A 25,396-nucleotide genomic window follows, 5' to 3' on the forward strand; every position below is an offset into this window, starting at 1 on the left:
AACACGACCGTTAAGCCCTCCAGCGCCGATGGTACTTGGACCGCAGGGTCCTGGGAGAGTAGGACGTCGCCAAGCAACAAGCAAGAGAGACCATGATCTTCTGAAGATCTTGGTCTCTCTTTTTGCGTTAAAAGACAGTGGGATTTTATTTAAAGTGAGTTTGTTATAAGTTCAACTGGATAAGTGGATATTAACTAATAAATAAGAAGACGGTTTTAAAATAATTTAGTACCAGGTATTAGTATCTGGTGTTATAATGTGAATAAGGATTACAAAGGAGAGTGATCAGATTGTTGAATTCAAAAGCTAAGCTTACGGCCTTTGGCACTTATGTACCTGAACGGATTTTGACGAACGCTGACTTGGAGAAGCTTGTGGATACGAGTAACGAGTGGATTGTACAGAGAACGGGTATGCATGAAAGACGCATTGCGGCTGAAGATCAATATGTATCTGATTTATGTATACAAGCTATTACTCGTATGATTAACCTGTATGACGTAAATATAAACGATGTTGAGATGATCATTGTAGCGACGAGCACACCTGATTACTATTTTCCAAGCACGGCTTCACGTATTCAGGCTCATTTTGATATTCCAAACACAGGGTCAATAGATGTTAGTGCAGCATGTGCAGGTTTTTCCTATGGACTTCATTTGGCAAATGGCCTTATTACGAGTGGTCTGCATCGTAAGGTGCTGGTAGTGGGAGCCGAAACGTTGTCCAAAATTACAGATTATACGGATCGGACGACGTGCATACTTTTTGGAGATGGTGCAGGGGTTGCACTTGTAGAATATGACGAGGATGAAGGATCATTTTTAACTTCAGATATAGGTACCTATGGGCAAGGGGGAGCACATCTTTACCGTGTGGGATTATCTGATCATTTGGATGGAGAGAAGCTGCAAGACCATGGATTTATTGCTCAAAATGGACGAGAGGTTTATAAATGGGCTGTTCGCTCTGTTCCAACGGGAATCGAACGATTATTGGATAAGGCAAATATGAAGAAGGAGGATCTTGATTGGTTTGTACCTCATAGCGCTAATTTGAGAATGATCGAGTCCATATGTGAAAGAAGTACAGTACCTTTGGAAAAAACGCTGACAAGCGTAGAATTGTATGGTAATACATCGGCGGCATCCATCCCGTTGGCTTTGCAGTGTGGTTTGGATGATGGACGTTTACGGTATGGACAACATGTGTTGTTATATGGATTTGGGGGAGGCCTCACCTATGCGGGTCTGCTATTAAAATGGAGTGTGCCTGATTTGTAAGTTATCCTAACCCATGTAGAAGCAATAGCACTAGTATGTACGATCATGTTAATAAGAGCCGTTGGCATTAGAATTTATCGTAAGTTGGCAGGATGGTATAATTAACACTATGAGAGAAAGGAGCGTAACATGAAGGTACTGGTATTGGCAGAAAAACCGTCCGTGGCCAGAGAGATTGCACGTGTGATGGGTAGCCGCGAGAAGCATAAAAGTTATATAGAAGGACCCCAGTACGTGGTGACGTGGGCACTGGGACATTTGGTCGGCTTAGCAGAGCCAGAGGATTACGATTCTAAGTATGCGACCTGGAATTTGGAGGACCTGCCTATTCTTCCGAAGAGTTCAAAGTTAAAGGTGCTGCGCGAAAGTAATCATCAGTTCAAAGCTGTGCAGCAGCTCATGAAGCGGCAGGACATTGGAGAGCTTATCGTGGCAACCGATGCTGCCCGCGAAGGAGAATTGTTGGCACGCTGGATCATCCAAATGGCAAACTGGAAAAAGCCCTTCCGGCGCTTATGGATCTCCTCGCAGACGGACAAGGCGATTAAGGCAGGTTTCGCAAAGCTATTGCCTGGTCAGCAGTTTGATCGTTTATATGAATCGGCTCGCTGTAGAGCTGAAGCAGACTGGATGATTGGTCTCAATGTAACTCGCGCGTTGACTTGTCGTTATAACGCCCAACTTTCGGCTGGAAGAGTGCAGACACCAACGCTGGGGATGATTATGGAGCGTGAGAAGGAAATTACCGAGTTCCGTTCTCAGGAATATGATACTCTGACGGCGGATTTTGGCGATTTTCAGGCAACTTGGCGGGCAGAAAGCGGGGATTCACGCATGTTTGACCGCACTCAAGCAGAGGCTTTGCGCCGAAGACTTGAGGGGGCCAAAGGGACAGTTGCGAGTGTTAAAAAGAGCGAAAAGAACGAGCCTCACCCGCTGGCGTATGATTTAACGGAGCTACAAAGAGATGCTAACCAGCGCTATGGCTTTTCGGCTAAACAGACTTCTAATCTGCTTCAGCGTCTGTATGAGCAGCATAAGCTGGTGACGTATCCACGTACAGACAGCCGTTATTTGACATCCGATATGGTGGATACACTTAAGGAAAGGCTCAGTAGTGTAGCAGTAGGTCCGTATGCTTCCTTGGCACGTCCGCTATTGCGTAACAACTTACCAATCACAAAGCGAATTGTGGATGACAGTAAAGTCACGGATCATCATGCGATTATTCCTACTGAGCAGACATTATTGCTTAATCAGTTGAGCCCTGAGGAACGGAAGCTGTATGATCTGATTGCACGACGTTTTATCAGTCTATTCTATCCACCTGCACGTTATGATGCTGTAGCCGTATCAATAACGGTGGAGCAGGAGACGTTTCAGGTAAAAGGCACAACGGTAAAAGATAGCGGATGGCGTGCTGTATATGACGCGAACCATTATGATATGGATGATGAAGAAGCAGAGGATCGGGAAAACAATGGACGAGGCGTTATTTTACCTGAGCTGCAAAAAGGAGATTCCGTCCGGTTACAGCGTTGCCTTGTACGAGCTGGGCGAACGATGCCGCCGAAGCGGTATACAGAAGCAGCCCTGCTCGCTCAGATGGAAAAGCATGGACTGGGTACTCCTGCTACCCGTGCAGATCTGATTGAGAAGCTTGTCAGCTCGGATACGATTGAGCGTCAGGGGAACGTGATGCATCCAACCGGGAAAGGTAAGCAATTGATTGAACTGGCGGCTCCACAGCTTCGAACGCCCGAATTGACGGCACGTTGGGAAGCGGAGCTGGAACGGATTGCTCGTGGTCAAGGACAACCGGAACCGTTTTTGAATTCTATTCGTGCTATGGCGAAAGAGCTGGTTTCCACTGTGAAAAATAGCAGTGCGGAGTACAAGCCCCATAATGTGACGAATAGTCATTGCCCAGATTGTGGTACAAAGCTATTGGAGAAGAAGGGCAAGAAAGGCAAGTTCCTTGTATGTCCAAGTGCGGATTGCGGTTACCGTCGTTCAGGGGAAAAACGTTTGTCCAATCGACGTTGCCCGCAGTGTCATAAGAAAATGGAAATGAAAGAGGGCAAAGCAGGATTGTATGTAAGATGCCTGCCCTGTGGCATTACCGAGACGTTGGATAAGGACAAGCAGCGGGTAAACAAACGGGAACAGCAAAAGCTAGTAAGACAATTTGAAAAGCAGGAATCTTTTGGCTCCAGTTTGGGTGATTTGCTTAAAGCAGCGATGGAACAAAAGCAGGGCAAATAGCAGGGCAAATAACGGATGACCAAAAGTGCTACAGTCACATAATCAGCAGGTATACGTCGGTATAAAAACGATCACTCCTTGGCATGGTAAGCCGAGGAGGTGAGTATTTATGCCCAAACATAAACCGCTTAAAATCAATAATCAGCAAAATAAATCAAGCATACTGGAGGAGGAAATTGCAGCTCATCCAGAGAAGCAAGCGAAATATCCTCCAAGCTTGAATGGGATTCCCAAACAGCAGTCTTGATGCTGCGTGGGAGGGACAACGAATTACTGTATAGAACCAAGACGATTGATCGTCAGATGAAGTAGTTACTATGCTAGACCTGTCTCGCAAAAAAAAGAAGCAGCAGTTACGGTGGTTAACCGTAATCGCTGCTTCTTTTTCATAATAGAATGTTGATTTATTTGATTTGAGATAACTACTTTTAGTATTCATTAAAAAAAGATTGAATTTGGTTAACATCGTGTGTTTGGGTCAAAGCAAGCATGAGCAAAATCCGTGCTTTTTGCGGATTAAGCGAATCGGTCGATACAAAGTTCGATGCCGCGTCTTTTGTTGACGGGGACACCACTCCACTTCCCACGCGGCTGGAGCGGGCAATGATCACTCCTTTTTTACCAGCGGCCTCTGCGCCTTCTGAGGAGGTCTTGGACAAGGAGCCATTACCGGAACCAGCTACGACAATACCCTTGGCACCAGCTGCTACGGCTGCATCATACAGATAGCGACCATTGTTTTGATATTCGTATAAAATATCTACTTGTGGCAGTTGAGTCAGGTTAGAGATGTCGAATACAGAAGAAGTCGTATGCTTGTGTGTGGATTTGTTGTAGTAGTACACTTGATCGCCCACAACAGCTCCAAGGTATCCCTGCTCCACAGACTTGAACGTATCGACTGCTGTTGTGTTCGTTTTGGTGATGTATCTTGCTGCACCGATACGGTCGTTCAACAGGACGAGTATACCCTGACCTTTAGAGGCCGAAGCCCCAGCGACTTTCACTGCATTATAAAGGTTGAAGGGACCATCAGCACTGATGGCAGTAGCTGGACGCATAGAGCCAACGACAACTACTGGCTTATCGCTTTTGATAACAAGATTGAGGAAATAAGCTGTTTCTTCTAATGTATCTGTACCATGTGTAATGACAATGCCATCTACATCGTCTCTGACAAGCAGTTCATTGGTGCGTTTGGCAAGTTTTAAGAGGATCTCATTATTAACGTCGGGGCTACCTACATTAACAACTTGCTCACCACTGACATTTGCAATACTTTTCATCTCAGGAACGGCATTGATCAGAGTTTCCACACCCAACGCGCCTGCTTTGTAGCCGGTTGTATCCGTATTGACGGAAGATGATCCTGCGATGGTCCCTCCTGTGGCAAGTATTTTAATATTGGGTAAATGATTGGTTTGAGGATTTTCGGATTTGTCCGACGTTGTAGTGGTAGAAGCAGGTGCAGTTGTGCTGGTTGTAGCTGCTGCCGCAGCCGCAGCGTTGGCGGTAAATCCACCACTCCATAAGGTACTACCGAGAATAAAGCTAGCCAACAGGGGAATCATCGTCATTTTTTTCATGTTAGTCATATAAAGCTCCTCTCCAATCTTAAACCTCAAATATAAATGATAGATTAACTGACAAATATTTTGTCGAATTACGTTAATATCACGAATTATAGGGTGTAAAATTACTTTTAGTCAACACTTATGTTAGGAAATATGACTTTAGAACTTATTTATTATAAATGTAATCGATTTCAAAAAAGACATTTGCAAAACAAAACAACAAGCAGATATCTCATAAGGAGTCTGCTTGCTGTTATTGTGGAAGCTAAACAATAGAGTTTACCCCGTAATCAATTCGCATAAAAGGCTGCAGGGTTAAGTTGATACTTTAGGTTAATAACGCGGCTATACAGCTTAATGCAGATTCGTTGATCAAGGATTGTTGGAATGCTGTTTTGTCGGCAAGCTGGCGCTGGGAGTTCCTTTTCCTCGTTTACGGTTGCGTTCTGCCTTTTTTGCATTTTCTCGCAGCTTTTCAACGTATTCATGGGTGCTTTCCATCGCAGTTCCTCCTTTAAGACGAAATAGATGCACTCGGGGATCGCCCTTATGCCACCTTACTATTTCCGCAAAAGCGCTATCCAAGTCAGAAGAGGCGTTGTTTCTGTAAAAGGGGTGGGGTTATAATGAGGGGGAGAGCGCTATATAAGGCCTAATACCTGAACTTGGTACGGTGTGCAAAAGGAGGAGAGACATTGCAGACAGGCTTGTTGGTATGGCTGCTGTTTATCAATGCAGTAGGCTATCTGGTAATGTCGGAGGATAAAAAGAGAGCGCGTAAACATCGTGATCGTGTACCTGAGCGGACGTTGTTTTTCCTGGCCCTGATCGGGGGAGCATTAGGCGTTCTAATTGCCATGTACCGTAAACGCCATAAAACACGGCATATGAGCTTCAGACTAGGTATTCCTGCGTTGCTATTCATGAACGCATTGCTGTATGGGTATTTTTTACGGTAAAGGGGAGGAGTTTAGGTTCTCATAGGGAAGTTTAATGATGAGTGAGAAGACTATTCCAGCCATCCAGTGATGTCATGGAATGAACAACAACAGGAATACATATTTCAGGCTTTGAATCAATAAACTGAATGAGGAAGAGGTGCATATTATGATATTTTCAAAAGTATTGCTTGCTTATGACGGTTCGGATGCATCCAACAAGGCTTTGTTAAAGGCGGCTGAATTGGTCAAGGCATCACCGTCCTCGAAGCTTGAGGTGGTAACGGCATTCGATTTTCCTCGGATCTTTATGGGCGAAGGTTTGGCTCCAATTCCGGCTTCAATAAATAAAGAATATTACGATTTGGCCGAACAAACTACGGATGAAGTTAAAAAACGACTTGCTGAGCAGGGTGTAGATGCCAAGGTGGAACTGATTCAAGGTTCTCCAGCCGAAGTCATTTTGGATTATGCCAATGAGAATGGCTTCGATGCGATTGTGATCGGCAGCCGAGGTTTAGGTGGTATCCGTGAATTTGTATTGGGTAGCGTAAGTCACAATGTGGTGCAGCATGCGCGCATTCCTGTGCTGGTCGTAAAATAACTGAATAAAAAAGTAAAAGTCGGTTTACTGCCTGTATAGGGAGTGCCGACTTTTATTTTTTTTCAGTGGGATGCGTTGCGCTCGCTGTTATCAGGGGAGGGGAGCGATAGCTAAATATAATACAATAGTCCTGACCTGTGGGTATATAAGGGTACTGATTTCACTAAACACGAACATTCTATTGTATGATTATTCTAATGTTCGTTTTCAAGTTGACATAAGGTGTAGGGAATTGTTAAACTAGGAAGTGTATTTTCGATAAAAAATGAACTTAAGGTGCAATTTAATAAGGTACACATGTTTGAGCCGAAACAAACCACGATCATACTTGTAAAGAATATCGATTGGGATGGAATAGGCACAATGCTAACTCGTATAATGCCGGGGATATGGCCCGGAAGTTTCTACCTGGAAACCTTAAATTTCCGGACTACGGGAGACATACGGCTGAAGCCGCATTGGATGCGGTGGAAGAGGCTTGCTTTTGGCATGCCTTTAAGAAGCTCTGTCGTTTGTTTTTTCGTAGTCCGGTGTCTTGAAAATAACGTTATTTTCGAGTGCCGGATTTTTGGCGCTTATTGATAAACAGGGAGTGAAGGACATGTCAGTGCAGGTCGCTGTCATTATGGGCAGCACATCAGACTGGGACACCATGCAGCATGCATGTGCTGTGCTGGACGAGCTTGAAATCGGATATGAGAAAAAAGTAGTTTCAGCCCATCGTACACCGGATTTAATGTTTCGTTTTGCAGAAGAGGCCGCTGGGCGTGGACTAAAGGTCATTATTGCTGGAGCGGGTGGGGCTGCGCATCTGCCAGGAATGGTGGCTGCGAAGACAGCATTGCCGGTCATTGGTGTGCCTGTTCAGTCGAAGGCTCTGAACGGTCTGGACTCCCTGCTCTCCATTGTGCAGATGCCGGGTGGTATTCCGGTTGCCACTGTGGCAATTGGTAAGGCAGGCGCTACAAATGCAGGGCTGCTGGCAGCACAAATATTAGGCGCTTTTGACGAAAAGATAAGCCAGCGGGTTTTGGCGAGACGCGACCGTATTCGTGATGAGGTGCTGGAAGGCAGTGACTCGCTATGAATGGGGCATGTGAATCCGCAGGCCGTATCCGACCTCCTGGTACAACGATTGGACTTTTAGGAGGCGGGCAATTAGGAAGAATGCTTGTACTGGCCGGAACCAATCTAGGATATCGCTTTGTGACACTGGACCCTGCACCGGATAGCCCTTGTGGACAGGTGTCAGAACAAATCCGTGCTGCCTATGATGATGAGCATGCGGCCAGAGAGCTGGCTGAGCGGTGCGATGTGATCACGTATGAGTTTGAAAATGTGGACGCAGGTGTGGCTGCGCTTTTGGAACAGGAATCCAGCGTACCGCAAGGTAGTAGTCTTTTGTACACAACACAGCATCGTCTGAGAGAAAAGCGTTCTATTGAAGCTGCTGGTGTCCCTGTCGCTCCGTATCGTGAAATCAGTAGTTCTGCGGATATGGTGCAAGCGGTAGCTGAACTGGGTGTACCGTGTGTGCTTAAGACAGCAGTCGGTGGTTATGATGGCAAGGGACAAGTGGTCATTCGCCAACCGGAGCAAGCCACGGTTGCCTACGAACAACTGGCAGGAGGCGGTGCGGAACTGGTATTGGAACAGTTCATTCGTTTTCGCTGCGAAATCTCGGTGATTGTAGCTCGCAGCACGAACGGTGAAGCCAAAGCCTTTCCACCTGCCGAAAACATTCACGTGAACAATATTTTGCACACGTCAATTGTGCCTGCACGTGTGCCAGAGCCTGTCCAGGAGGAAGCACGCAAGTTGGCGCTGGCTGTGGCAGAGTCGCTGGGTGCGGTGGGACTGCTCGCTGTGGAGATGTTTGTCACCGAAGACGGACAATTGTACGTTAATGAGTTAGCACCACGACCGCATAACTCCGGTCATTACACGATGGAGGGGTGCGCGACGTCGCAATTCGAGCAGCACATACGTGCGATTTGCGGTTTACCCTTGGGCAGCACGAAGCTGCTGACTTCCGTCGTGATGGTCAATGTGCTAGGTGAGCATTTGGAGGATGTGGTTCGGCGGTTTGCGCAAGCGGATGTTGAAGCTGAAAGATTGGATGTTGTACCCAAGCTGCATTTGTATGGAAAAAGTGAAGCCAAGCCAGGCCGAAAGATGGGACATATTAATCTATTGTGCGAGGATGCGGAACAAGCGCTGGAATGGATTGAACAAACCAATATTTGGGGGAATAATTAGTCATGATCGAACGCTATAGCAGACCGGAAATGAGAGCGATTTGGACGGAAGAAAATAAATTTAAAGCGTGGCTGGAAGTAGAGCTGTGTGCCTGTGAAGCATGGGCGGAATTAGGGGTTATCCCAAAAGAGGATACTGTTGCTCTGCGTAAGAATGCAAGTTTTGATATTGAACGGATCTATGAAATTGAGCAGGAGACAAGACATGATGTCATTGCATTTACCCGCACGGTATCCGAAAGTCTTGGAGACGAGCGCAAATGGGTACATTACGGTCTGACCTCCACAGATGTAGTTGATACGGCACTGGGCTACCTGTTAAAGCAGGCGAATGAAATCCTGGAGCGCGATATCTTGAATTTTATTGAAATTTTGAAGGAAAAGGCATTGGCTTACAAGCATACACCGATGATGGGACGTACACACGGAGTACATGCTGAGCCAACAACGTTTGGACTGAAGATGGGATTGTGGTACGAGGAAATGAAGCGCAATCTGGAACGCTTTCGTTTTGCGGCTGACCAAGTACAATACGGTAAAATGTCCGGTGCAGTTGGGACATATGCCAACATTGATCCGGCTGTAGAAGAATTTGTATGCCGCAAGCTGGGCACCAAGCCTGCACCCATTTCTACACAGACGCTTCAGCGCGACCGTCATGCCGAATACATGGCAACATTAGCGTTGATCGCCACATCGTTGGATAAATTTGCTACAGAAGTTCGTGCTCTGCAAAAGAGTGAGTTCCGTGAGGTGGAAGAAGCTTTTGCCAAAGGTCAAAAAGGTTCTTCAGCGATGCCGCATAAACGCAATCCGATTGGCAGTGAAAACATCTCTGGCCTGGCACGCGTGATTCGTGGGCATATGGTATCTGCGTATGAGAACGTAACCCTGTGGCATGAACGCGACATTTCGCATTCTTCCGTAGAACGTATTATCCTGCCGGATGCAACCATGCTGTTGAACTACATGCTGAACCGTTTTGGCAATATCGTAAAAAATCTGACGGTCTTCCCTGAAAATATGAAGCGCAATATGGCACGTACGTATGGTGTACCATTCTCCGGCCGTATTATGACGAAGCTGATCGACAAAGGCTTTAGTCGTGAAAAAGCCTACGATACCGTGCAGCCGCGTGCTATGCAGGCGTGGGAAGAGCAACGCCAATTCCGCGAAATCGTCGAGGCAACTCCGGAAATTACGGCCGTGCTCAGCGCAGACGAAATCGAGGATGCGTTCAACCCAGCCTGGCATCTGAAGAACGTGGATACGATCTTCAAAAAGCTGGGATTAGGGGAGTAGGAGGGAAGGTTGCTGCGTGGTGAGGCCGCTGCGCGAACGGATCATTCTTCCGATTGCTGTTGCCCCTGGATTCCTATGATTGTATAAGACCAGATATTGGTTGGAATCCAGAGGCAAAGGCAAGCGCTGACGCTTCTCCAGAACGATTCCGTCCGCTCCGCTGCACCCAGCACCAACCCTCGTGTGGGAGCAGAACTAGGGAAGGTGCGGCACATAAGATGCCGCACCTCCCCAAAGGCGATGGAAAAGCGTGTTCCACTGCTTTCTATCGCAGGCCACGTTCTCGTGAGGGCTGCCGAATTTGCGCAGCAAACAGCCCGCTGCCCTCCCGAGAACGCGCAGGCTCAAGAAGCGAAGCCTTGAGCCACCGTATCCGTGCGCAGCGTAGCACATGCGCACAACAGGGCGAAGCCCAATGCTCGCTGCACGGCATGCCGTGCTACGGCCACGGGCCGAATGGTATTGTGGCGACATGCGCGTAAAAACGTTGTTTTGTACCAACGTAAAAGCGTTGCTTGATGAAAGCTTGTGCGAACAAGCCTTCATCCAGCAAAACGCGCTCACATCACTCTAGCCACATAATAAACGCCCCCATCCCGCTCACCAAGCCAACCCTTGCGGGAGTCCCGAGGGCAGCAGCCCTGGGGGTCCTCCCCGAGGGGAGGATTTAGGAGGGGGAATACTCTTTTGAAAGAGGTGTAATGAAATGTCATTGTCTACTGCCGAAGGTCTGATCCATGCGCCGCTCTTGTATAAAGGTAAGGTGCGTGAACTGTATGATCTCGGAGAGCATTTTCTGATTGTGGTGACAGACCGAATTTCGGCTTTTGATTATGTGTTAGAGCCACCCGTGCCCGAAAAGGGGAATGTGCTGAATAAGCTCAGCGCTTTCTGGTTTGAGCAGACGAAAGACTTGTTGGAAAACCATGTCGTGCACACTGATGTGAACAAGCTCGGGCATGTGATCGACGAACAGAATAAAGAGTTGCTGAAGGACCGGATCATGGTCACGCTGAAGGCTGAACGCATCGACATTGAGTGTGTGGTGCGCGGATATATTACCGGAGGCGGCTGGCGTCAGTATGAGCAGAACGGTGAGGTGAACGGCATTCCATTGCCAGAGGGGCTGCGTAAAAACGAGCGCTTTCCCAAGCCATTATTTACACCGGCTGCAAAAAATGATGTTGGACACGACGAGGACATTTCCCTTCACCAAATGAAAGAACTGGTCGGGGTTGAACTAACAGGTGAGCTTGAGGAAAAGAGCTTGGGGTTGTACGAATTTGCACGTGCTTTCTGCGAGAAGCGGGGGATTATTTTAGCCGATTGCAAGTTTGAGTTTGGTCTTGTTAACGGTAAGGTGATTTTGATTGACGAAATTTTCACTCCAGATTCATCCCGTTTTTGGGCGCAGGAAAAGTATGAGCTGGATGTTGAGATTGACAGCATGGACAAGGAGCCGGTACGAAGCTATTTGGCATCATCCGGTTGGGACAAGAATAGCAAGCCCGATCCATTGCCTGCTGAGGTCGTAGAAGAAACAACTGCAAGATATACGGATATTTGGCGGCGTCTGACGGCACAGTAAATAGTAATCATAATTCAACCAATAGGATTCACTCATTCGGAGGAGGAACTGAAGGAACATGATGAAAGCAACAGTCTATGTCACGATTAAGCAAAGCGTTTTGGACCCGCAGGGGGTTGCGGTGCAAGGCGCACTACATTCTATGGGTTTCGGAGAAGTGGACAGCGTCAGAATTGGTAAGTATATGGAATTGAATCTGGATACAACAGACCGCGAGAGTGCTGAAAAGCGCATCATTGAGATGTGTGAAAAGCTGTTGGCCAACACGGTCATTGAAGACTACCGCTACGAACTGGAGGGCTGATTCCATGAAATTTGCAGTTCTGGTTTTTCCGGGCTCCAACTGTGATATTGACTGCTATAAGGCGGTAGAGGACACGGTCGGTGAACCTGTCGATTATGTTTGGCATACTGCGACGGATCTGTCGCCTTATGATTGTATTCTTGTTCCAGGAGGCTTCTCCTACGGGGATTACCTGCGTTGCGGGGCGATTTCCCGGTTTGCTCCGGTGATGAAGGAAGTTGCCAAAGCGGCTGCCGAGGGCAAATATATTTTAGGGATTTGCAACGGATTTCAAATTCTGACCGAAGCCGGGTTGTTGCCAGGGGCTTTACGCCGTAATCTGTCGATGAAATTCCTATGCCGGGATACGGTGTTGCAGGTTGCGAATAACCAAACACCTTTTACAAGAGACTATGCTGCTGGTGAAGAGATCATTATTCCGATCGCCCACGGTGAAGGCAACTATTACTGTGATGATGAGACGCTGGCTCGTTTGCAGGCGAACAATCAAATTGTATTTAAGTATAAAGATAATCCTAATGGTTCCGTGACGGATATTGCAGGGATTTGTAATGAGCAAGGTAATGTGCTGGGCATGATGCCCCACCCGGAACGCGCGGTGGACGCATTGCTCGGGACGGATGATGGCAAACGTATGTTTACATCTATTTTGAACGCTTGGAGGGATCGACATGGCGCAGCAAGTGTCCGCTAAGGAACCGACGGCAGAGCAGGTTGCCGAACATAAACTGTATCAGCAGATGGGTGTATCGGACAGTGAATATGCGTTGATCTGTGAATTCATGGGACGTCAGCCCAATTATACGGAGATAGGCGTGTTCAGTGTCATGTGGTCAGAGCATTGTGCTTACAAAAACTCCAAGCCGCTGCTGCGTCGTTTTCCAACGAGCGGTCCGCGAGTTCTGATGGGACCCGGCGAAGGCGCAGGCATTGTAGATATCGGTGACAATCAAGCGGTTGTATTTAAAATCGAAAGCCATAACCATCCGTCGGCTGTGGAGCCTTTTCAAGGGGCAGCGACTGGGGTAGGCGGTATCATCCGTGATATTTTCTCCATGGGTGCAAGACCAGTTGCGGTGTTGAACTCTCTGCGTTTTGGCAAGCTGGAGAGCGACCGTGTGAAATATTTGTTCGAGCATGTGGTATCTGGTATTGCGGGATACGGGAACTGTATCGGTATTCCGACTGTAGGCGGCGAGGTTGTATTTGATGAAAGCTACGAAGGCAATCCGCTCGTCAATGCAATGTGTGTCGGACTGATTGACCATGATAAAATCCAGCGTGGTGTGGCTAAAGGGGTCGGTAACCCGGTGTTCTACGTGGGACCGCCGACAGGTCGTGATGGGATTCACGGAGCGACATTCGCATCGGTTGAGCTGACAGAGGAATCTGAAGCGAACCGGACTGCGGTTCAAGTAGGCGATCCTTTTATGGAGAAGCTGGTTATGGAATCATGTCTGGAATTGATCGACAGCGGTATTGTGCTGGGTATCCAGGATATGGGTGCCGCGGGACTTACCTGCTCCAGCGCGGAGATGGCGAGTAAGGCTGGCAACGGTCTGGAGCTGTATCTGGATCAGGTACCGCAGCGTGAAGAAGGCATGACACCTTATGAAATGATGCTGTCTGAATCACAGGAACGGATGCTGTTCGTAGTAGAGCCTAAGGATGAAGCACAGGCACTGGAAATTTTCGAGCGCTGGGGTGTTATTTGTGCAAAGGTCGGTAAAGTGACGGATGACGGTCGTTTGCGTTTGTTCCATCACAATGAAGTGGTCGGAGATATGCCAGTGACGGCGCTGGTTGACGAGTGTCCGATTTATGACAAGCCTTCCGAAGTCCCTGCTTATTATGAGCAAAATGCTGCTATTGACACACTTCGTTATGCAGAAGTGACGGATTTGAACGGTGCGTTGAAAAAGGTGCTGTCATCACCAAGTGTAGCCAGTAAGAAATGGGTATACGAGCAGTATGACTACATGGTACGCACGAGTACAGCCGTTCGTCCGGGATCGGATGCAGCTGTTGTGACTGTGCGCGGAACTCGTAAGGGACTCGCCATGACGACAGATTGTAACGGACGTTATGTATACCTTGATCCAGAGGTAGGCGGACGGATTGCAGTTAGCGAAGCAGCGCGTAACATTGTATGCTCCGGCGGCGAGCCGTTGGCAATTACGGATAACCTGAACTTCGGTAACCCTGAAAAGCCAGATATTTTCTGGCAAATGGAAAAAGCCGTGGACGGTATGGCAGAAGCTTGCCGTGTACTGGATACACCTGTCATCGGGGGCAATGTCAGCTTGTACAATGAAAATGCTAAAGGCTCCATCTATCCGACGCCTGTTGTCGGTATGGTAGGTTTGGTACATGATACAGATCATATTACGACACAAGGCTTCAAAGCCGAAGGCGATGTGATTTTTCTGGTAGGGGAAACGAAGGCTGAGCTGGGAGGCAGTGAGTTCCAAGCTGTCGTACACGGTGTATCCGAGGGACGCCCTCCTGAGCTGGATTTGAACGTAGAGAAAAAACTGCTGACTGCGGTACTGGGAGCGATTCAGGGCGGATTGGTACAATCTGCGCATGATTTGGCAGAGGGCGGATTGGCTGTAGCGCTTGCGGAATCTGGGATTAGCAGCGGATTGGGAGCACAGGTTAACGTAGAAACGACTTTGCGTCCTGACCATGCTTTGTTTAGCGAAAGCCAATCCCGTATTTTATTATCTGCATCGCCGGATAAAGCGTCTGCTCTTGAAGCACATCTGCGTAGTTTGGAAGTGCCAGTTACTGTATTAGGAAAAGTTGAAGGATCACAATTGACAGTTGAGGTGAACGGACAACCTGCTTTGAACGAGGCAGTCGCCAGTTTGAAGCAAATCTGGGAGGATGTCATTCCATGTCTGATGAAATAACAGCACGGACGTTGTGGACTGGAGATTATTATAATGAAGGCTCTGGTAAAGAGGGGCTGTTTGATAAATTAAAAGAGGAATGCGGCGTGTTTGGAGTGTATAGGCACTCCGATGCCGCTTCCCTAGCATATTACGGATTGCATGCACTCCAGCATCGCGGGGAGGAAAGTGCAGGCATCTGTGTGAGCAGTGGCGACGAGTTCCATTATCATCGTGGAATGGGGCTTGTAAAAGAAGTATTCAATAAAGATTTGATGGCTTCGCTGACAGGCGATATTGCTATAGGACATGTGCGCTACTCGACAAGTGGAGACAGTAAGCTAACGAATGCACAGCCTTTGGTGTTCAAGTATCGTGATGGCGACCTAGCGGTAGCTACGAACGGGAATATCGTGAATGCTTTGCAAATCCGGCATGAGCTGGAGCAGGGCGGGTCTATTTTTCAAACGACCAGTGATACAGAAGTAGTGGCGCATTTGATTGCACGATCATCCAAGGATTTAGTGGAGGCCGCGAAAGATGCATTGAAGCGTATTGTCGGCGGATTTGCCTTTCTTATTATGACCAACGATAAATTGCTGGTCGCCTCTGATCCCAATGGCTTGCGTCCGTTGACGATGGGCAGATTAGGTGATGCATATTTGTTTGCTTCTGAAACCTGTGCTTTGGAAACGATTGGAGCAGAGCTATTGCGCGATATCGAGCCGGGTGAACTGTTGGTATTGGACAAAAATGGTCTTCACGAAGACCGTTACAGTGAAGGTAAGCATCGTAAAGCACTGTGCGCGATGGAATATATTTATTTTGCCCGTCCTGACAGTGATTTGAATGGTTCCAATCTTCATGCTGCGCGCAAAAGAATGGGTAGCCAGATGGCGCTGGAAGCTTTTGTCGATGCGGATCTGGTGACAGGAGTGCCAGATTCCAGTATTTCGGCTGCGATTGGTTATGCTGAGCAGACAGGTATTCCTTATGAGCTGGGTATGATTAAAAATAAATACACTGGACGTACCTTCATTCAGCCGAGTCAGGAGCTACGCGAGCAGGGTGTGAAAATGAAGCTGAGCGCTGTACGACGTGTTGTTGAAGGTAAACGAGTCATTATGATCGACGATTCTATTGTCCGGGGCACTACATCCCGCCGAATCGTGAATATGTTGCGGGATGCAGGGGCACTGGAGGTACATGTACGTATTACCTCACCGCCTTTCAAAAACCCGTGCTTCTATGGCATCGACACACCGGATCGCCGAGAACTGATCGCTTCGTCCAAAACCGTCGAGGAAATTCGTGAGGAAATTAACGCCGATTCGCTTTACTTTATGAGCGCCGAAGGTTTGATTGCCGCTGTAGGTGGATATAACGAACAGGATTACAAAGGCGGCTTGTGCCTAGCCTGTTTCGATAATGATTACCCGACTCAGGTAGATTTCAAAGGTGAAGAAAAGTTCGGATGTAGTTGTTGAGAAAAGGGAACAAAAGAGGTGCATGAGCAAGTGATGGTGGTTCTGAGGGGGCACTCCGCGTGTGGAAGGTTCTTCCGATCGCTGTTGCCGCTGGATTCCCGGATTGGAATAACCCCTTAGAGGGTTGGAATCCAGCGGCAAAGGCGAACGCTTCGCTTCTCCAGAATCCTTCCACCCGCTCCGTTCCTCAGATGTGCAGCATTTTGCAGCAGTGCCTGTACCTCTTTGGTTCCCACCGGGAAGAGGATAGGTAAGGTCGTTAAAAACTCATGGCATAACTATTTCATGCCATGAGTTTTTAACGGAGCGGTGACTCATAAAAAGTCACCCTGCTCTTATAAGGTTGAGCCAGCGAAGCTCAACAGCAGGCAAGGCGAAGCCGCCTGCCTCAAAGGGCAAAGAAGTGAGCTGCTCGTAGGCGCCGTTCACTTCTTTGCCCGGCACGTCCCCGCCTTTGCGAAGCAAACAGTCCGGGACGTGCCCGCCGCCGTGAAGGCGGCCACGCACCAAAGCGTGTCCTTGTGAATTGCGGGAATAGCCCGCAATTCACAAAGGACAACACGCGACTCACAGCACGAACCAACCACCAAGCAGCACCCAACCTACACATCTGACCGATTCTTGAGGGGTCCAGGGGGAGCAGCCCCATGGAATCCTCCCTATTAGGGAGGACTTAGGAGGGTCAATCATTTGAAGGAGTGTTCATGAATGTCCGAAGCATACAAAAACGCAGGGGTAGATATCGCTGCCGGTAATGAAGCAGTAGAACGGATGAAAAAGCACGTTAAACGTACCTTCCGTCCCGAAGTGCTGACGGACTTGGGCGGATTCGGTGCGTTGTTCGGCCTGAATAAGGATAAGTACGAGGAGCCTGTACTCGTTTCCGGTACCGATGGTGTCGGCACGAAGCTGAAGCTTGCTTTCGCAATGGATCGTCATGACACCATTGGTATTGACGCGGTTGCGATGTGTGTAAACGACATTGTCGTCGGAGGCGCGGAGCCACTCTTTTTTCTCGATTACCTCGCCTGTGACAAGGTTGTGCCTGAGAAAATTGAAGCGATTGTAGCCGGTATTGCCGAGGGCTGTCACCAATCGGGCTGTGCGCTGGTCGGCGGTGAAACCGCAGAAATGCCAGGGATGTATAGCGAGGGTGAATATGATATTGCCGGATTCACGGTAGGGATTGTAGATAAAAGCAAAATTATCAACGGTAGCTCCATTGCTCCCGGAGATACAGTGATCGGACTGGCCTCCAGCGGAGTACACAGTAATGGCTTCTCACTGGTTCGCAAGCTGTTATTGGAACAGCAGGGCTATGATTTGCATGAAGAAATCGAAGGCTTGAACGGCAAACTGGGCGATGTACTGCTGGAGCCGACGAAAATTTACGTGAAATCCGTTTTGGCATTACTGGACAAGGTAAAAGTAAAAGGTATGGCGCATATCACAGGTGGCGGTTTTATTGAAAATATCCCTAGAGTGTTACCGGATCACGTCAATGTGGATATAGAATACGGCACTTGGCCGATTTTGCCAATCTTCCAGCTCATGCAGGAAAAAGGCGCAATCTCCAACAAAGACATGTTCACAACCTTTAATATGGGAATTGGGATGGTAATCGTTGTAGGCGAAGAGCATGCACAGACTGCACTGGAAGTTCTGAAGGAACAGGGCGAAGCCGCATATGTGATCGGAAAAGTAACGGAAGGCAGTTCTATCGTGACCTTTACGGGAGCAGAGGTGTAATGAACGAGTACCGGATTGCTGTTTTTGCATCAGGCGAAGGGACGAATTTTCAGTCATTGGTGGATGCGTCTGCGCGAGGAGAACTGGGCGGCGCCTCGGTAGAATTGCTCATCTGTGACAAGCCTGCGGCTCCTGCCGTAGCTAGAGCCCAGAAAGCTGGAATTGCGTGCCATACTTTTCGACCCAAGGAATATCCTTCTCGAGAAGACTATGAGCGTGAATTGGTGGCTTTACTGGAGCAGAAATCGATTGATCTCATCGTGTTAGCTGGCTACATGCGTTTGCTATCCAGCGTCATGGTCGATGCCTACGCAGGAAAAATTATTAATATTCATCCGTCACTACTTCCGGCATTTCCAGGGAAAGATGCTGTTGGACAGGCATTGACCTATGGGGTCAAGGTAAGTGGCGTCACCGTTCATTTTGTGGACGGGGGCATGGACACGGGAGCCATTATTGCCCAGCGTGTCGTGGAAGTTGACGACCATGATACAGCGGAATCCTTATCCGCAGCCATTCAATCCGTGGAACGTCAGCTATATCCAGAGGTAGTTGGCAAATTGGCCCAAGGTAAAATCCAATTAAATGGTCGCAAAGTGATTTCACTTCTCTAAGAATGATTGTAATTTGTCATATCATTGTCATATCAAGGATGTTGTACAGGCATTTTCCGATATTTCTCGGGAAATAAAATGATAAAAGAGAATTTTGCAAAATTCTGAAAGAGCTAAAGGAGGAGACAGGGTGAGTATTAAAAGAGCGCTCGTCAGCGTATCGGATAAGCGGGGGATCGTGGAATTTTGCCGCGAGTTGTCCAAATTGGGTGTGGAGATCGTTTCGACAGGGGGAACGAGCAGCTTGTTGTCGAAGGAGGGCATTCCCGTCATCGGCATTTCAGAGGTAACGGGTTTTCCTGAAATTATGGATGGACGTGTTAAAACACTCCACCCTGCGGTACACAGCGGCTTGCTGGCTGTTCGGGATAATGAAGAGCATCAGCGTCAGATGAAAGAACTTGGATTGGGTTATATTGATCTGGTCGTTGTGAATCTGTATCCTTTTGCGGAAACGATCGCCAAACCCGGTGTAACTTATGAGGACGCGATTGAAAATATCGACATCGGCGGTCCAACGATGCTTCGTTCTGCGGCAAAAAATCATGCTTTTGTCAGTGTAGTAGTCGATGCTGATGACTATAGCACAGTGTTGGAGGAAATACGTAAGGATGGCGATACGGAGCTGAATACCCGTAAGCGTTTGGCTGCAAAAGTTTTCCGTCATACGGCGTCATACGACGCTTTGATATCCGATTATTTGTCGAATGTGACAGGCGAGCCGTTGCCTGAGCGTTACACTGTAACCTATGAAAAAATTCAGGATTTGCGTTATGGCGAAAATCCACATCAGCAGGCGGCATTTTACCGTGAGCCATTGGCGGCAAAGGGTACACTGACAACAGCGAAACAACTTCACGGCAAAGAGCTGTCTTACAATAACATCAATGATGCTAATGCCGCTTTGCAAATCGTCAAAGAATTCAGCGAACCTACCGTAGTAGCAGTTAAGCATATGAATCCTTGTGGTGTGGGAATTGGCGGAAGTATTTATGAAGCGTACAGCAAGGCGTATGCAGCTGATCCAACCTCGATTTTCGGTGGCATCGTAGCGGCTAACCGGATTATTGATGGTGATACAGCGAATAAGCTGAGTGAGATCTTTTTGGAAATTGTACTGGCACCGGGCTTTACGAAAGAAGCATTGGAGATTTTAACGAAAAAGAAAAATATTCGTTTGCTTGATCTGGGTGAGCTTTCCCGGTCTGAACAGGCAGAGAGCCGTTTCGTCGTGACTTCCATTGAAGGCGGTATGGTAGTTCAGCAAAATGACATTCACGCTGTAGATTCGGATGCACTTACAGTTGTAACGGAGCGGGCACCATCCGAGGAAGAACTGAAACAGCTTTTGTTTAGCTGGAAAGTGGTTAAGCATGTGAAATCCAACGCCATCGTACTGGCGGCAGATAATATGACCATTGGCGTAGGCGCAGGACAAATGAACCGTGTCGGTGCGGCCAAGATTGCTATCGAGCAGGCCGGTGACAAAGCAAAAGGTGCCGTACTGGCATCCGATGCATTTTTCCCGATGGGCGATACGTTGGAGTTGGCAGCTAAAGCAGGCATCACAGCAGTTATTCAACCGGGTGGCTCCATTAAAGACGAAGAGTCCATCAAAGTTGCTAACGAATACGGCATTGCCATGGTCTTTACAGGCGTACGTCATTTCAAGCACTAACTTGTATGAGTTGAGGATGCAGCAGCATTTTCACCTGAACAATCTTAATGGGAGCGGGAGGAAACACCTGAATGGATATTTTGGTTATCGGAGGGGGCGGCCGCGAACATGCAATTGTGTGGGCGCTGAAGAAAAGCCCCAAGGCCGGGCAAATCTATTGTGCACCAGGCAATGCTGGTATCGGACAGTTAGCGGAGTGCGTGCCGATTCCGGTGAGTGACTTTGACGCGCTGACAGAGCTGGCGGAATCCAAAAAGGTAGGACTTGTCGTGGTTGGTCCCGATGATCCACTGGCAGATGGCATTGTGGATGCTTTTGAAGCGAAAGGCATTCCAGTATTCGGACCGCGTAAAAATGCAGCGGAAATTGAAGGCAGTAAAATCTTCATGAAGGATTTACTGCACAAATATCATATTCCGACAGCAACCTATCGCAAGTTTTATACTTATGAAGAAGCACATGCATACTTGAAGGAACAACCGATTCCGGTTGTCATTAAGGCAGACGGACTCGCGGCAGGCAAAGGGGTAACGGTCGCTTACTCGATGGAGGAAGCGGAAAAGGCTCTCTCCGACATTATGGTGACCAAGGTGTTTGGTGAAGCCGGGGCACAGGTCGTGATCGAGGAGTTTCTGGCTGGTCAGGAAATGTCGATTCTCTCCTTTGTCGACGGTGAAACGGTTCGTCCGATGGCCGCGGCCCAAGACCACAAGCCCATTTTTGATGGTGACAAAGGGCCGAATACAGGTGGCATGGGTACGTATTCTCCGTTGCCTCACATAGCCAATTCTATTATTGAGGAAGCTATTGAGACGATTATTAAGCCGACGGCCAAGGCCATGGTTGCTGAAGGGCGCCCGTTCCGAGGTGTATTATTTGCCGGATTGATGATTTCGCCGGACGGCAAGCCAAAGACCATTGAGTTTAATGCACGTTTCGGTGATCCGGAAACTCAAGTGGTTCTGCCTCGTTTAAAATCCGATCTGCTCGATATTTTTCTTGCTGCTGTAAATGGCACGCTGGATCAGGTGGAGATCGAGTGGAAGGATGAAGCGGCGGTATGTGTGGTGCTGGCATCTGGAGGTTATCCTGGAGCTTACGCCAAAGGTGTACCTATCCACGGATTGGAACAGGTAGACGAAGCTATCGTGTTCCATGCTGGAACGGGCATCAACGAACAGGGTGAGTGGGTAACGAACGGCGGACGTGTATTAGGTGTGGTCGGCTTGGGACGTGATATTGCCGGGGCACGGAACAAAGCTTACGAACAGGCGGATCGTATTACCTTTGAAGGTAAACAAAACCGTACGGACATTGCGGCAAAAGCATTGCTGTAGCAGCGATATAAAGGATAAAGAGAACCTCTGTGGAGGTTCTCTTTTTGTTCAAAGGAAATAAAGTTGTAGACTGAGAAAATAAAGCGTTTTCTTAGTGCTTAGATTACAGCAACAAGGAATTCCCCCTAAAAAGGTTGTTTTAGTTCATTCAAATGATTAAACTAACGGTTAATAGTAGGTTCAAGTAATCGATGAGACGAAGAGGGGGAAACCGAAATGAAGACGATCAAGTGCATGATGGACCACCTGTACTGGGCGGACGGACGCATCTTGGACGCGCTCGAGGAGAGTGAGACGAAGAACAAGGACCTTCTGAAGCTGGTTCGGCACGTCGCGGTCGCGGAACGAGTCTGGCTGTCCCGATTGCAGGGCAAGGGCAGCGCGCAATATTCATTGTGGGAGGAAGCAGAAGACCTGACGGCGATCCGGACGATGTTCGAAGAAAACGCCGAGCAATATCGCGTCTATATCGAAGGGCTCGAGGAATCCGAGTTGGACGAGATGATCGACTATGCGAACCAGAGCGGGGTTCCGTTCCGAACGTCCGTCCGGGACATCCTGTCGCAGGTCCTCTTACATGGGCAATATCACCGGGGACAGATCAACCGGGCGCTTCGGATCGAATCGGCAGAGCCTGTCCAAATCGATTACATCACGTTCGCGAGGCTCAGAGCCTAATAATCACCATTACTCGGAATGGGATTGACATTGAACGACGGTATGATAGCTCAACAAATTGCTTTTACCATATAAGAACAATATGCTAATGTATATTAGCAGACGATGATATTTTATAAGTGATAAGAACCTACACTGCCTTATTTAGGATCAAAGAGAGCCCATACCCTTATAAATTGGAAAATTAATTTGCTTCCAAATACGGTTATGGGCTTATTTACTTTTCATAAGCACTACATTAGACTGCCGGTACTTGTTTAAGCTAACGGGCAGGGGAGTTACAATATGTAGAATTGTAGGATAACCAACTCGATGGAAATATTATGTCATTCAAAAAGAGTATAACGATTCTTTACTGATCGTTCTCAATATGTTATATTAATTGAGGGAGGGAGATTGGAATGGCGAGAAGCAAGGAGTTTGAAGAGAAAGAAGTCTTGGATAAGGCGATGCGGCTCTTTTGGGAGCAGGGGTACGAGAAAACGTCCATGACCGAGTTGGTTGAGCATATGGGTATTCATCGAAGAAGCTTGTATGATACTTTTGGAGATAAGCATAATCTGTTCCTGAAAGCGATGGATCGGTTTGACGACAAAATCAGCGCCGCGCTTGCAGGAGGGGTTAAAGGATCCAAGACCGCATCGGAGGCATTACAGTTTATTTTTGGTTTTATGATCGACGGGGATGAGGACTCGCCAGCCGGCTGCTTAATGGTGAATTCGGCCGTAGAATTGGCGGCGCGTGACGTCGAGGTGGATAACAAGTCCACGAAAGCATTCACGACAGCAGAGCAATTGCTCAGGGAGATTATTCTTTGGGGACAACGTGACGGTGAATTCACCTCCACATACAATGCTGAGGAATTGGCGGAATACCTGCATAATGTATGGATTGGGTTAAGGGTAATGGCAAGAACCTCGGCTTCCAGAGAAAAGCTTCACCGTATTACTCATATTTCGATGAAGATCCTGGAATAATAAGGGTAATTGTTAGTCAGTTCAGATGTGAAGTATCCCTTCTGTTAATCCAGCTCTTTCAGATCGAGTTATCTTACGCCTAATTTAGAATGAACATTCTAAAAACGCCGAAAGAAGCTCTAAAGCATAGTTTACAATGAAGTTTATCAGCGCAGTTAAAACAACAAACAACACAACACATAAAAACAACAGAGTAAGGCACTCAGCATTTTTTTTAACGATTTTAAGAATGACCGTTCTCGTTAGAAAACAAGTATCGAGTAAAACTCGCTTACCGTAATTACTACGTATCAAAACGCAGACCAAATAGCTTCAAGAAAACAATTTCACAAACAAAATACAATAAAAGGAGCACATGAAAATGAATATTTCTCAACAAGTTGCATTTGTCACTGGCGCGAACCGAGGTTTTGGTCGCCATCTTGCCCTTGAACTTCTATCCAGAGGGGCTAAGGTGTATGCCGGAGCAAGAAATCCGCAGTCCATTGACATTCCCGGTGCAATTCCTGTAAAGCTTGATATTACGAACCCTCAAGAGGTAGCGGCAGCTGCTATGGCCGCTCAAGATGTTACGCTTCTGATCAACAATGCAGGCTCGGCTACAGGAGCTACTTTGCTTGACGGTGATCTCGATCAAATACAGTTGGAATTTAATACGCACTTCTTTGGCACATTATCCATGATTCGCAATTTCGCACCTATTCTTATTAATAATGGTGGGGGATCCATACTGAATATCCTTTCCGCATTATCATGGTTCAGTAGTGGCGGGAGTGAAGGCGCTTATTCGGCTGCAAAGGCGGCTGCGTGGGCAATGACGAACGAGTTGCGCTTAAATCTGTATCCTCAAAATGTGAGAGTAGCTGGCTTGCATGTGGGCTTTATGGATACAGACATGACGTCAGGCGTTGAAGCTCCGAAGTCCAACCCTGCTGATATTGCAAAAATTGCAATTGATGGAATAGAGTCCGATAGCTTTGAAATTCTTGCTGATGAACCGAGCCGTCAACTCCAGCGTGCTCTCGCTGGCGGTGTAGCTGCTATTTACCCACAGCTTAAATGATGAGCAAAACTGTACTAATTACCGGAGCGTCGGGTGGAATTGGAAAAGAGCTGGCGGATCGTTTCGCCAAAGACGGATACGATTTGGTGCTGGTCGCACGCAGCGAGGACAAGCTCGTGGATCTCGCGGGGGAATATCGGAAAAAGTACCGTGTCCAAACGACATACATCGCCAAAGATGTTGCATTACCTGGCGTGGCAGAGGAAATCTACAGGGAGCTTAAAGAAAAAGGGATCACCGTCGACTTTCTTGTTAATAATGCGGGCTTCGGCTTGTACGGGGAATTCTTGGAGACACAGTTGGAGCAAGAGATGAATATGATCGACATTAATATCAAGGCTCTGACTGTAATGACTAAGGTGTTCTTACCGGATATGGTCAAAAGGCAGCAAGGGGGCGTGCTAAATGTGGCTTCGTTGGTGGCTTTTTTTCCTGGACCACTGATGGCAGTTTACTATGCGACAAAAGCGTACGTACTATCGTTCACTGAGGCTTTGGAAAATGAGCTGCGCGGCACAGGCGTGACTGTGTCCGCACTCTGTCCGGGAGCGACAGCGACTGGCTTTGTCGATCGTGCTGGGCTAGCCACCTCAAAGCTGATTAGAAGCGGCGTCATGGAGGTTGGGCAGGTGGCTGACATAGGATATCGCGAATTCTTGCGGGGCAAGACTTTAATCATAACAGGGGGGCGCAACAAGTTCATGGCGTTCTTGCCGCGGTTGCTGCCTCGCAAGCTCATGACAAATGCGGTCAGATCCGCACAGGCTAAAGTGGAGCGATAATCGAAAGACATTGGAGTTAAT

The 25,396-nt window shown here is 47.9% G+C and carries 25 protein-coding genes, 1 rRNA gene and 1 riboswitch; of the genes, 23 read left to right on the plus strand and 3 right to left on the minus strand.

Annotated features, from left to right (window positions below; all coding sequences use genetic code 11):
* From rrf to ACUYLD_RS17850, 4 genes are all read left to right on the plus strand, one after another.
* Positions 1–75: ribosomal RNA gene (gene rrf / locus ACUYLD_RS17835) — 5S ribosomal RNA — on the plus strand; the annotation flags it as partial.
* Positions 76–290: 215 nt separating this feature from the next.
* On the plus strand, positions 291–1,283 hold the full coding sequence (locus ACUYLD_RS17840; protein WP_069012421.1) for a ketoacyl-ACP synthase III: 993 nt from the start codon (positions 291–293) through the stop codon (positions 1,281–1,283).
* 129 nt (positions 1,284–1,412) lie between these two features.
* A complete protein-coding gene (locus tag ACUYLD_RS17845) occupies positions 1,413–3,548 on the plus strand; it encodes a DNA topoisomerase III (protein WP_061832067.1) in 2,136 nt (711 codons plus the stop codon).
* A 109-nt stretch (positions 3,549–3,657) separates the two neighbouring features.
* Positions 3,658–3,795, plus strand: a complete 138-nt coding sequence (locus tag ACUYLD_RS17850; protein ID WP_016819760.1) for a hypothetical protein — start codon at positions 3,658–3,660, stop codon at positions 3,793–3,795.
* Between the two features lie 181 nt (positions 3,796–3,976).
* Here ACUYLD_RS17850 and ACUYLD_RS17855 read toward each other — a convergent pair whose 3' ends face one another.
* Together ACUYLD_RS17855 and ACUYLD_RS17860 are read right to left on the minus strand one after the other, a co-directional pair.
* The gene (locus ACUYLD_RS17855) at positions 3,977–5,143 is read right to left on the minus strand and encodes a type II asparaginase (RefSeq protein WP_061832066.1); all 1,167 of its coding nucleotides are present in this window, start codon (positions 5,141–5,143) and stop codon (positions 3,977–3,979) included.
* Between the two features lie 351 nt (positions 5,144–5,494).
* Positions 5,495–5,623, minus strand: coding sequence for a DUF4023 family protein (locus ACUYLD_RS17860; protein WP_081112528.1), 129 nt, complete (start codon positions 5,621–5,623; stop codon positions 5,495–5,497).
* 194 nt (positions 5,624–5,817) lie between these two features.
* Between ACUYLD_RS17860 and ACUYLD_RS17865 the strand changes: the two genes are divergently transcribed.
* The 11 genes from ACUYLD_RS17865 (at position 5,818) to ACUYLD_RS17915 (ending at position 16,751) form a co-directional block, all read left to right on the plus strand.
* Positions 5,818–6,081, plus strand: a complete 264-nt coding sequence (locus ACUYLD_RS17865) for a DUF1294 domain-containing protein (RefSeq protein ID WP_025719814.1) — start codon at positions 5,818–5,820, stop codon at positions 6,079–6,081.
* Positions 6,082–6,229: 148 nt separating this feature from the next.
* Entirely contained in the window at positions 6,230–6,664 is a 435-nt protein-coding gene (locus ACUYLD_RS17870) for a universal stress protein (protein ID WP_061832065.1), read from the plus strand.
* A 351-nt stretch (positions 6,665–7,015) separates the two neighbouring features.
* Positions 7,016–7,117, plus strand: a riboswitch (purine riboswitch).
* A gap of 148 nt (positions 7,118–7,265) precedes the next feature.
* Positions 7,266–7,751: a 5-(carboxyamino)imidazole ribonucleotide mutase gene (gene purE, locus ACUYLD_RS17875; protein ID WP_013308792.1), complete on the plus strand. Its 486-nt coding sequence runs from the start codon at positions 7,266–7,268 to the stop codon at positions 7,749–7,751.
* A complete protein-coding gene (gene purK / locus ACUYLD_RS17880) occupies positions 7,748–8,923 on the plus strand; it encodes a 5-(carboxyamino)imidazole ribonucleotide synthase (protein WP_446675645.1) in 1,176 nt (391 codons plus the stop codon). Before purE ends, purK begins: the two co-directional genes overlap by 4 nt.
* A gap of 2 nt (positions 8,924–8,925) precedes the next feature.
* Positions 8,926–10,224, plus strand: a complete 1,299-nt coding sequence (gene purB / locus ACUYLD_RS17885) for an adenylosuccinate lyase (protein WP_013308794.1) — start codon at positions 8,926–8,928, stop codon at positions 10,222–10,224.
* Between the two features lie 706 nt (positions 10,225–10,930).
* A complete protein-coding gene (locus ACUYLD_RS17890) occupies positions 10,931–11,812 on the plus strand; it encodes a phosphoribosylaminoimidazolesuccinocarboxamide synthase (RefSeq protein WP_446675646.1) in 882 nt (293 codons plus the stop codon).
* Positions 11,813–11,870: 58 nt separating this feature from the next.
* On the plus strand, positions 11,871–12,116 hold the full coding sequence (purS, locus tag ACUYLD_RS17895) for a phosphoribosylformylglycinamidine synthase subunit PurS (protein WP_013308797.1): 246 nt from the start codon (positions 11,871–11,873) through the stop codon (positions 12,114–12,116).
* A 4-nt stretch (positions 12,117–12,120) separates the two neighbouring features.
* Positions 12,121–12,810, plus strand: a complete 690-nt coding sequence (gene purQ, locus ACUYLD_RS17900; protein WP_165179506.1) for a phosphoribosylformylglycinamidine synthase subunit PurQ — start codon at positions 12,121–12,123, stop codon at positions 12,808–12,810.
* A complete protein-coding gene (gene purL, locus ACUYLD_RS17905; RefSeq protein WP_254329572.1) occupies positions 12,788–15,031 on the plus strand; it encodes a phosphoribosylformylglycinamidine synthase subunit PurL in 2,244 nt (747 codons plus the stop codon). The genes purQ and purL overlap by 23 nt, the downstream gene beginning before the upstream one ends.
* The gene (gene purF / locus ACUYLD_RS17910; protein WP_023987052.1) at positions 15,016–16,497 is read left to right on the plus strand and encodes an amidophosphoribosyltransferase; all 1,482 of its coding nucleotides are present in this window, start codon (positions 15,016–15,018) and stop codon (positions 16,495–16,497) included. Before purL ends, purF begins: the two co-directional genes overlap by 16 nt.
* 59 nt (positions 16,498–16,556) lie before the next feature.
* Positions 16,557–16,751: a hypothetical protein gene (locus tag ACUYLD_RS17915; protein ID WP_446675647.1), complete on the plus strand. Its 195-nt coding sequence runs from the start codon at positions 16,557–16,559 to the stop codon at positions 16,749–16,751.
* A gap of 134 nt (positions 16,752–16,885) precedes the next feature.
* Here ACUYLD_RS17915 and ACUYLD_RS17920 read toward each other — a convergent pair whose 3' ends face one another.
* Positions 16,886–17,146, minus strand: coding sequence for a hypothetical protein (locus ACUYLD_RS17920; protein ID WP_446675648.1), 261 nt, complete (start codon positions 17,144–17,146; stop codon positions 16,886–16,888).
* A gap of 59 nt (positions 17,147–17,205) precedes the next feature.
* Here ACUYLD_RS17920 and purM point away from each other — a divergent pair, with 59 nt between their 5' ends.
* The 8 genes from purM (at position 17,206) to ACUYLD_RS17960 (ending at position 25,375) form a co-directional block, all read left to right on the plus strand.
* Positions 17,206–18,246 (plus strand): phosphoribosylformylglycinamidine cyclo-ligase, encoded by a 1,041-nt coding sequence (gene purM, locus ACUYLD_RS17925; RefSeq protein ID WP_068938538.1) that lies wholly within the window; start codon positions 17,206–17,208, stop codon positions 18,244–18,246.
* Positions 18,246–18,860, plus strand: a complete 615-nt coding sequence (gene purN, locus ACUYLD_RS17930; RefSeq protein ID WP_446675649.1) for a phosphoribosylglycinamide formyltransferase — start codon at positions 18,246–18,248, stop codon at positions 18,858–18,860. Before purM ends, purN begins: the two co-directional genes overlap by 1 nt.
* A gap of 130 nt (positions 18,861–18,990) precedes the next feature.
* Positions 18,991–20,538, plus strand: a complete 1,548-nt coding sequence (gene purH, locus ACUYLD_RS17935) for a bifunctional phosphoribosylaminoimidazolecarboxamide formyltransferase/IMP cyclohydrolase (RefSeq protein WP_013308804.1) — start codon at positions 18,991–18,993, stop codon at positions 20,536–20,538.
* 71 nt (positions 20,539–20,609) lie between these two features.
* Positions 20,610–21,875, plus strand: a complete 1,266-nt coding sequence (gene purD, locus ACUYLD_RS17940) for a phosphoribosylamine--glycine ligase (RefSeq protein WP_061832072.1) — start codon at positions 20,610–20,612, stop codon at positions 21,873–21,875.
* A gap of 216 nt (positions 21,876–22,091) precedes the next feature.
* Complete coding sequence (locus tag ACUYLD_RS17945; RefSeq protein ID WP_061832073.1) at positions 22,092–22,553, plus strand: DinB family protein; 462 nt, start codon at positions 22,092–22,094, stop codon at positions 22,551–22,553.
* 401 nt (positions 22,554–22,954) lie between these two features.
* Positions 22,955–23,530, plus strand: coding sequence for a TetR/AcrR family transcriptional regulator (locus ACUYLD_RS17950; RefSeq protein WP_061832074.1), 576 nt, complete (start codon positions 22,955–22,957; stop codon positions 23,528–23,530).
* Between the two features lie 361 nt (positions 23,531–23,891).
* Complete coding sequence (locus ACUYLD_RS17955) at positions 23,892–24,593, plus strand: SDR family oxidoreductase (protein WP_025723270.1); 702 nt, start codon at positions 23,892–23,894, stop codon at positions 24,591–24,593.
* Positions 24,590–25,375 (plus strand): SDR family NAD(P)-dependent oxidoreductase, encoded by a 786-nt coding sequence (locus tag ACUYLD_RS17960; protein WP_446675650.1) that lies wholly within the window; start codon positions 24,590–24,592, stop codon positions 25,373–25,375. Before ACUYLD_RS17955 ends, ACUYLD_RS17960 begins: the two co-directional genes overlap by 4 nt.
* Positions 25,376–25,396 lie beyond the last annotated feature (21 nt).

The organism is Paenibacillus sp. SER-28 (assembly GCF_052906305.1).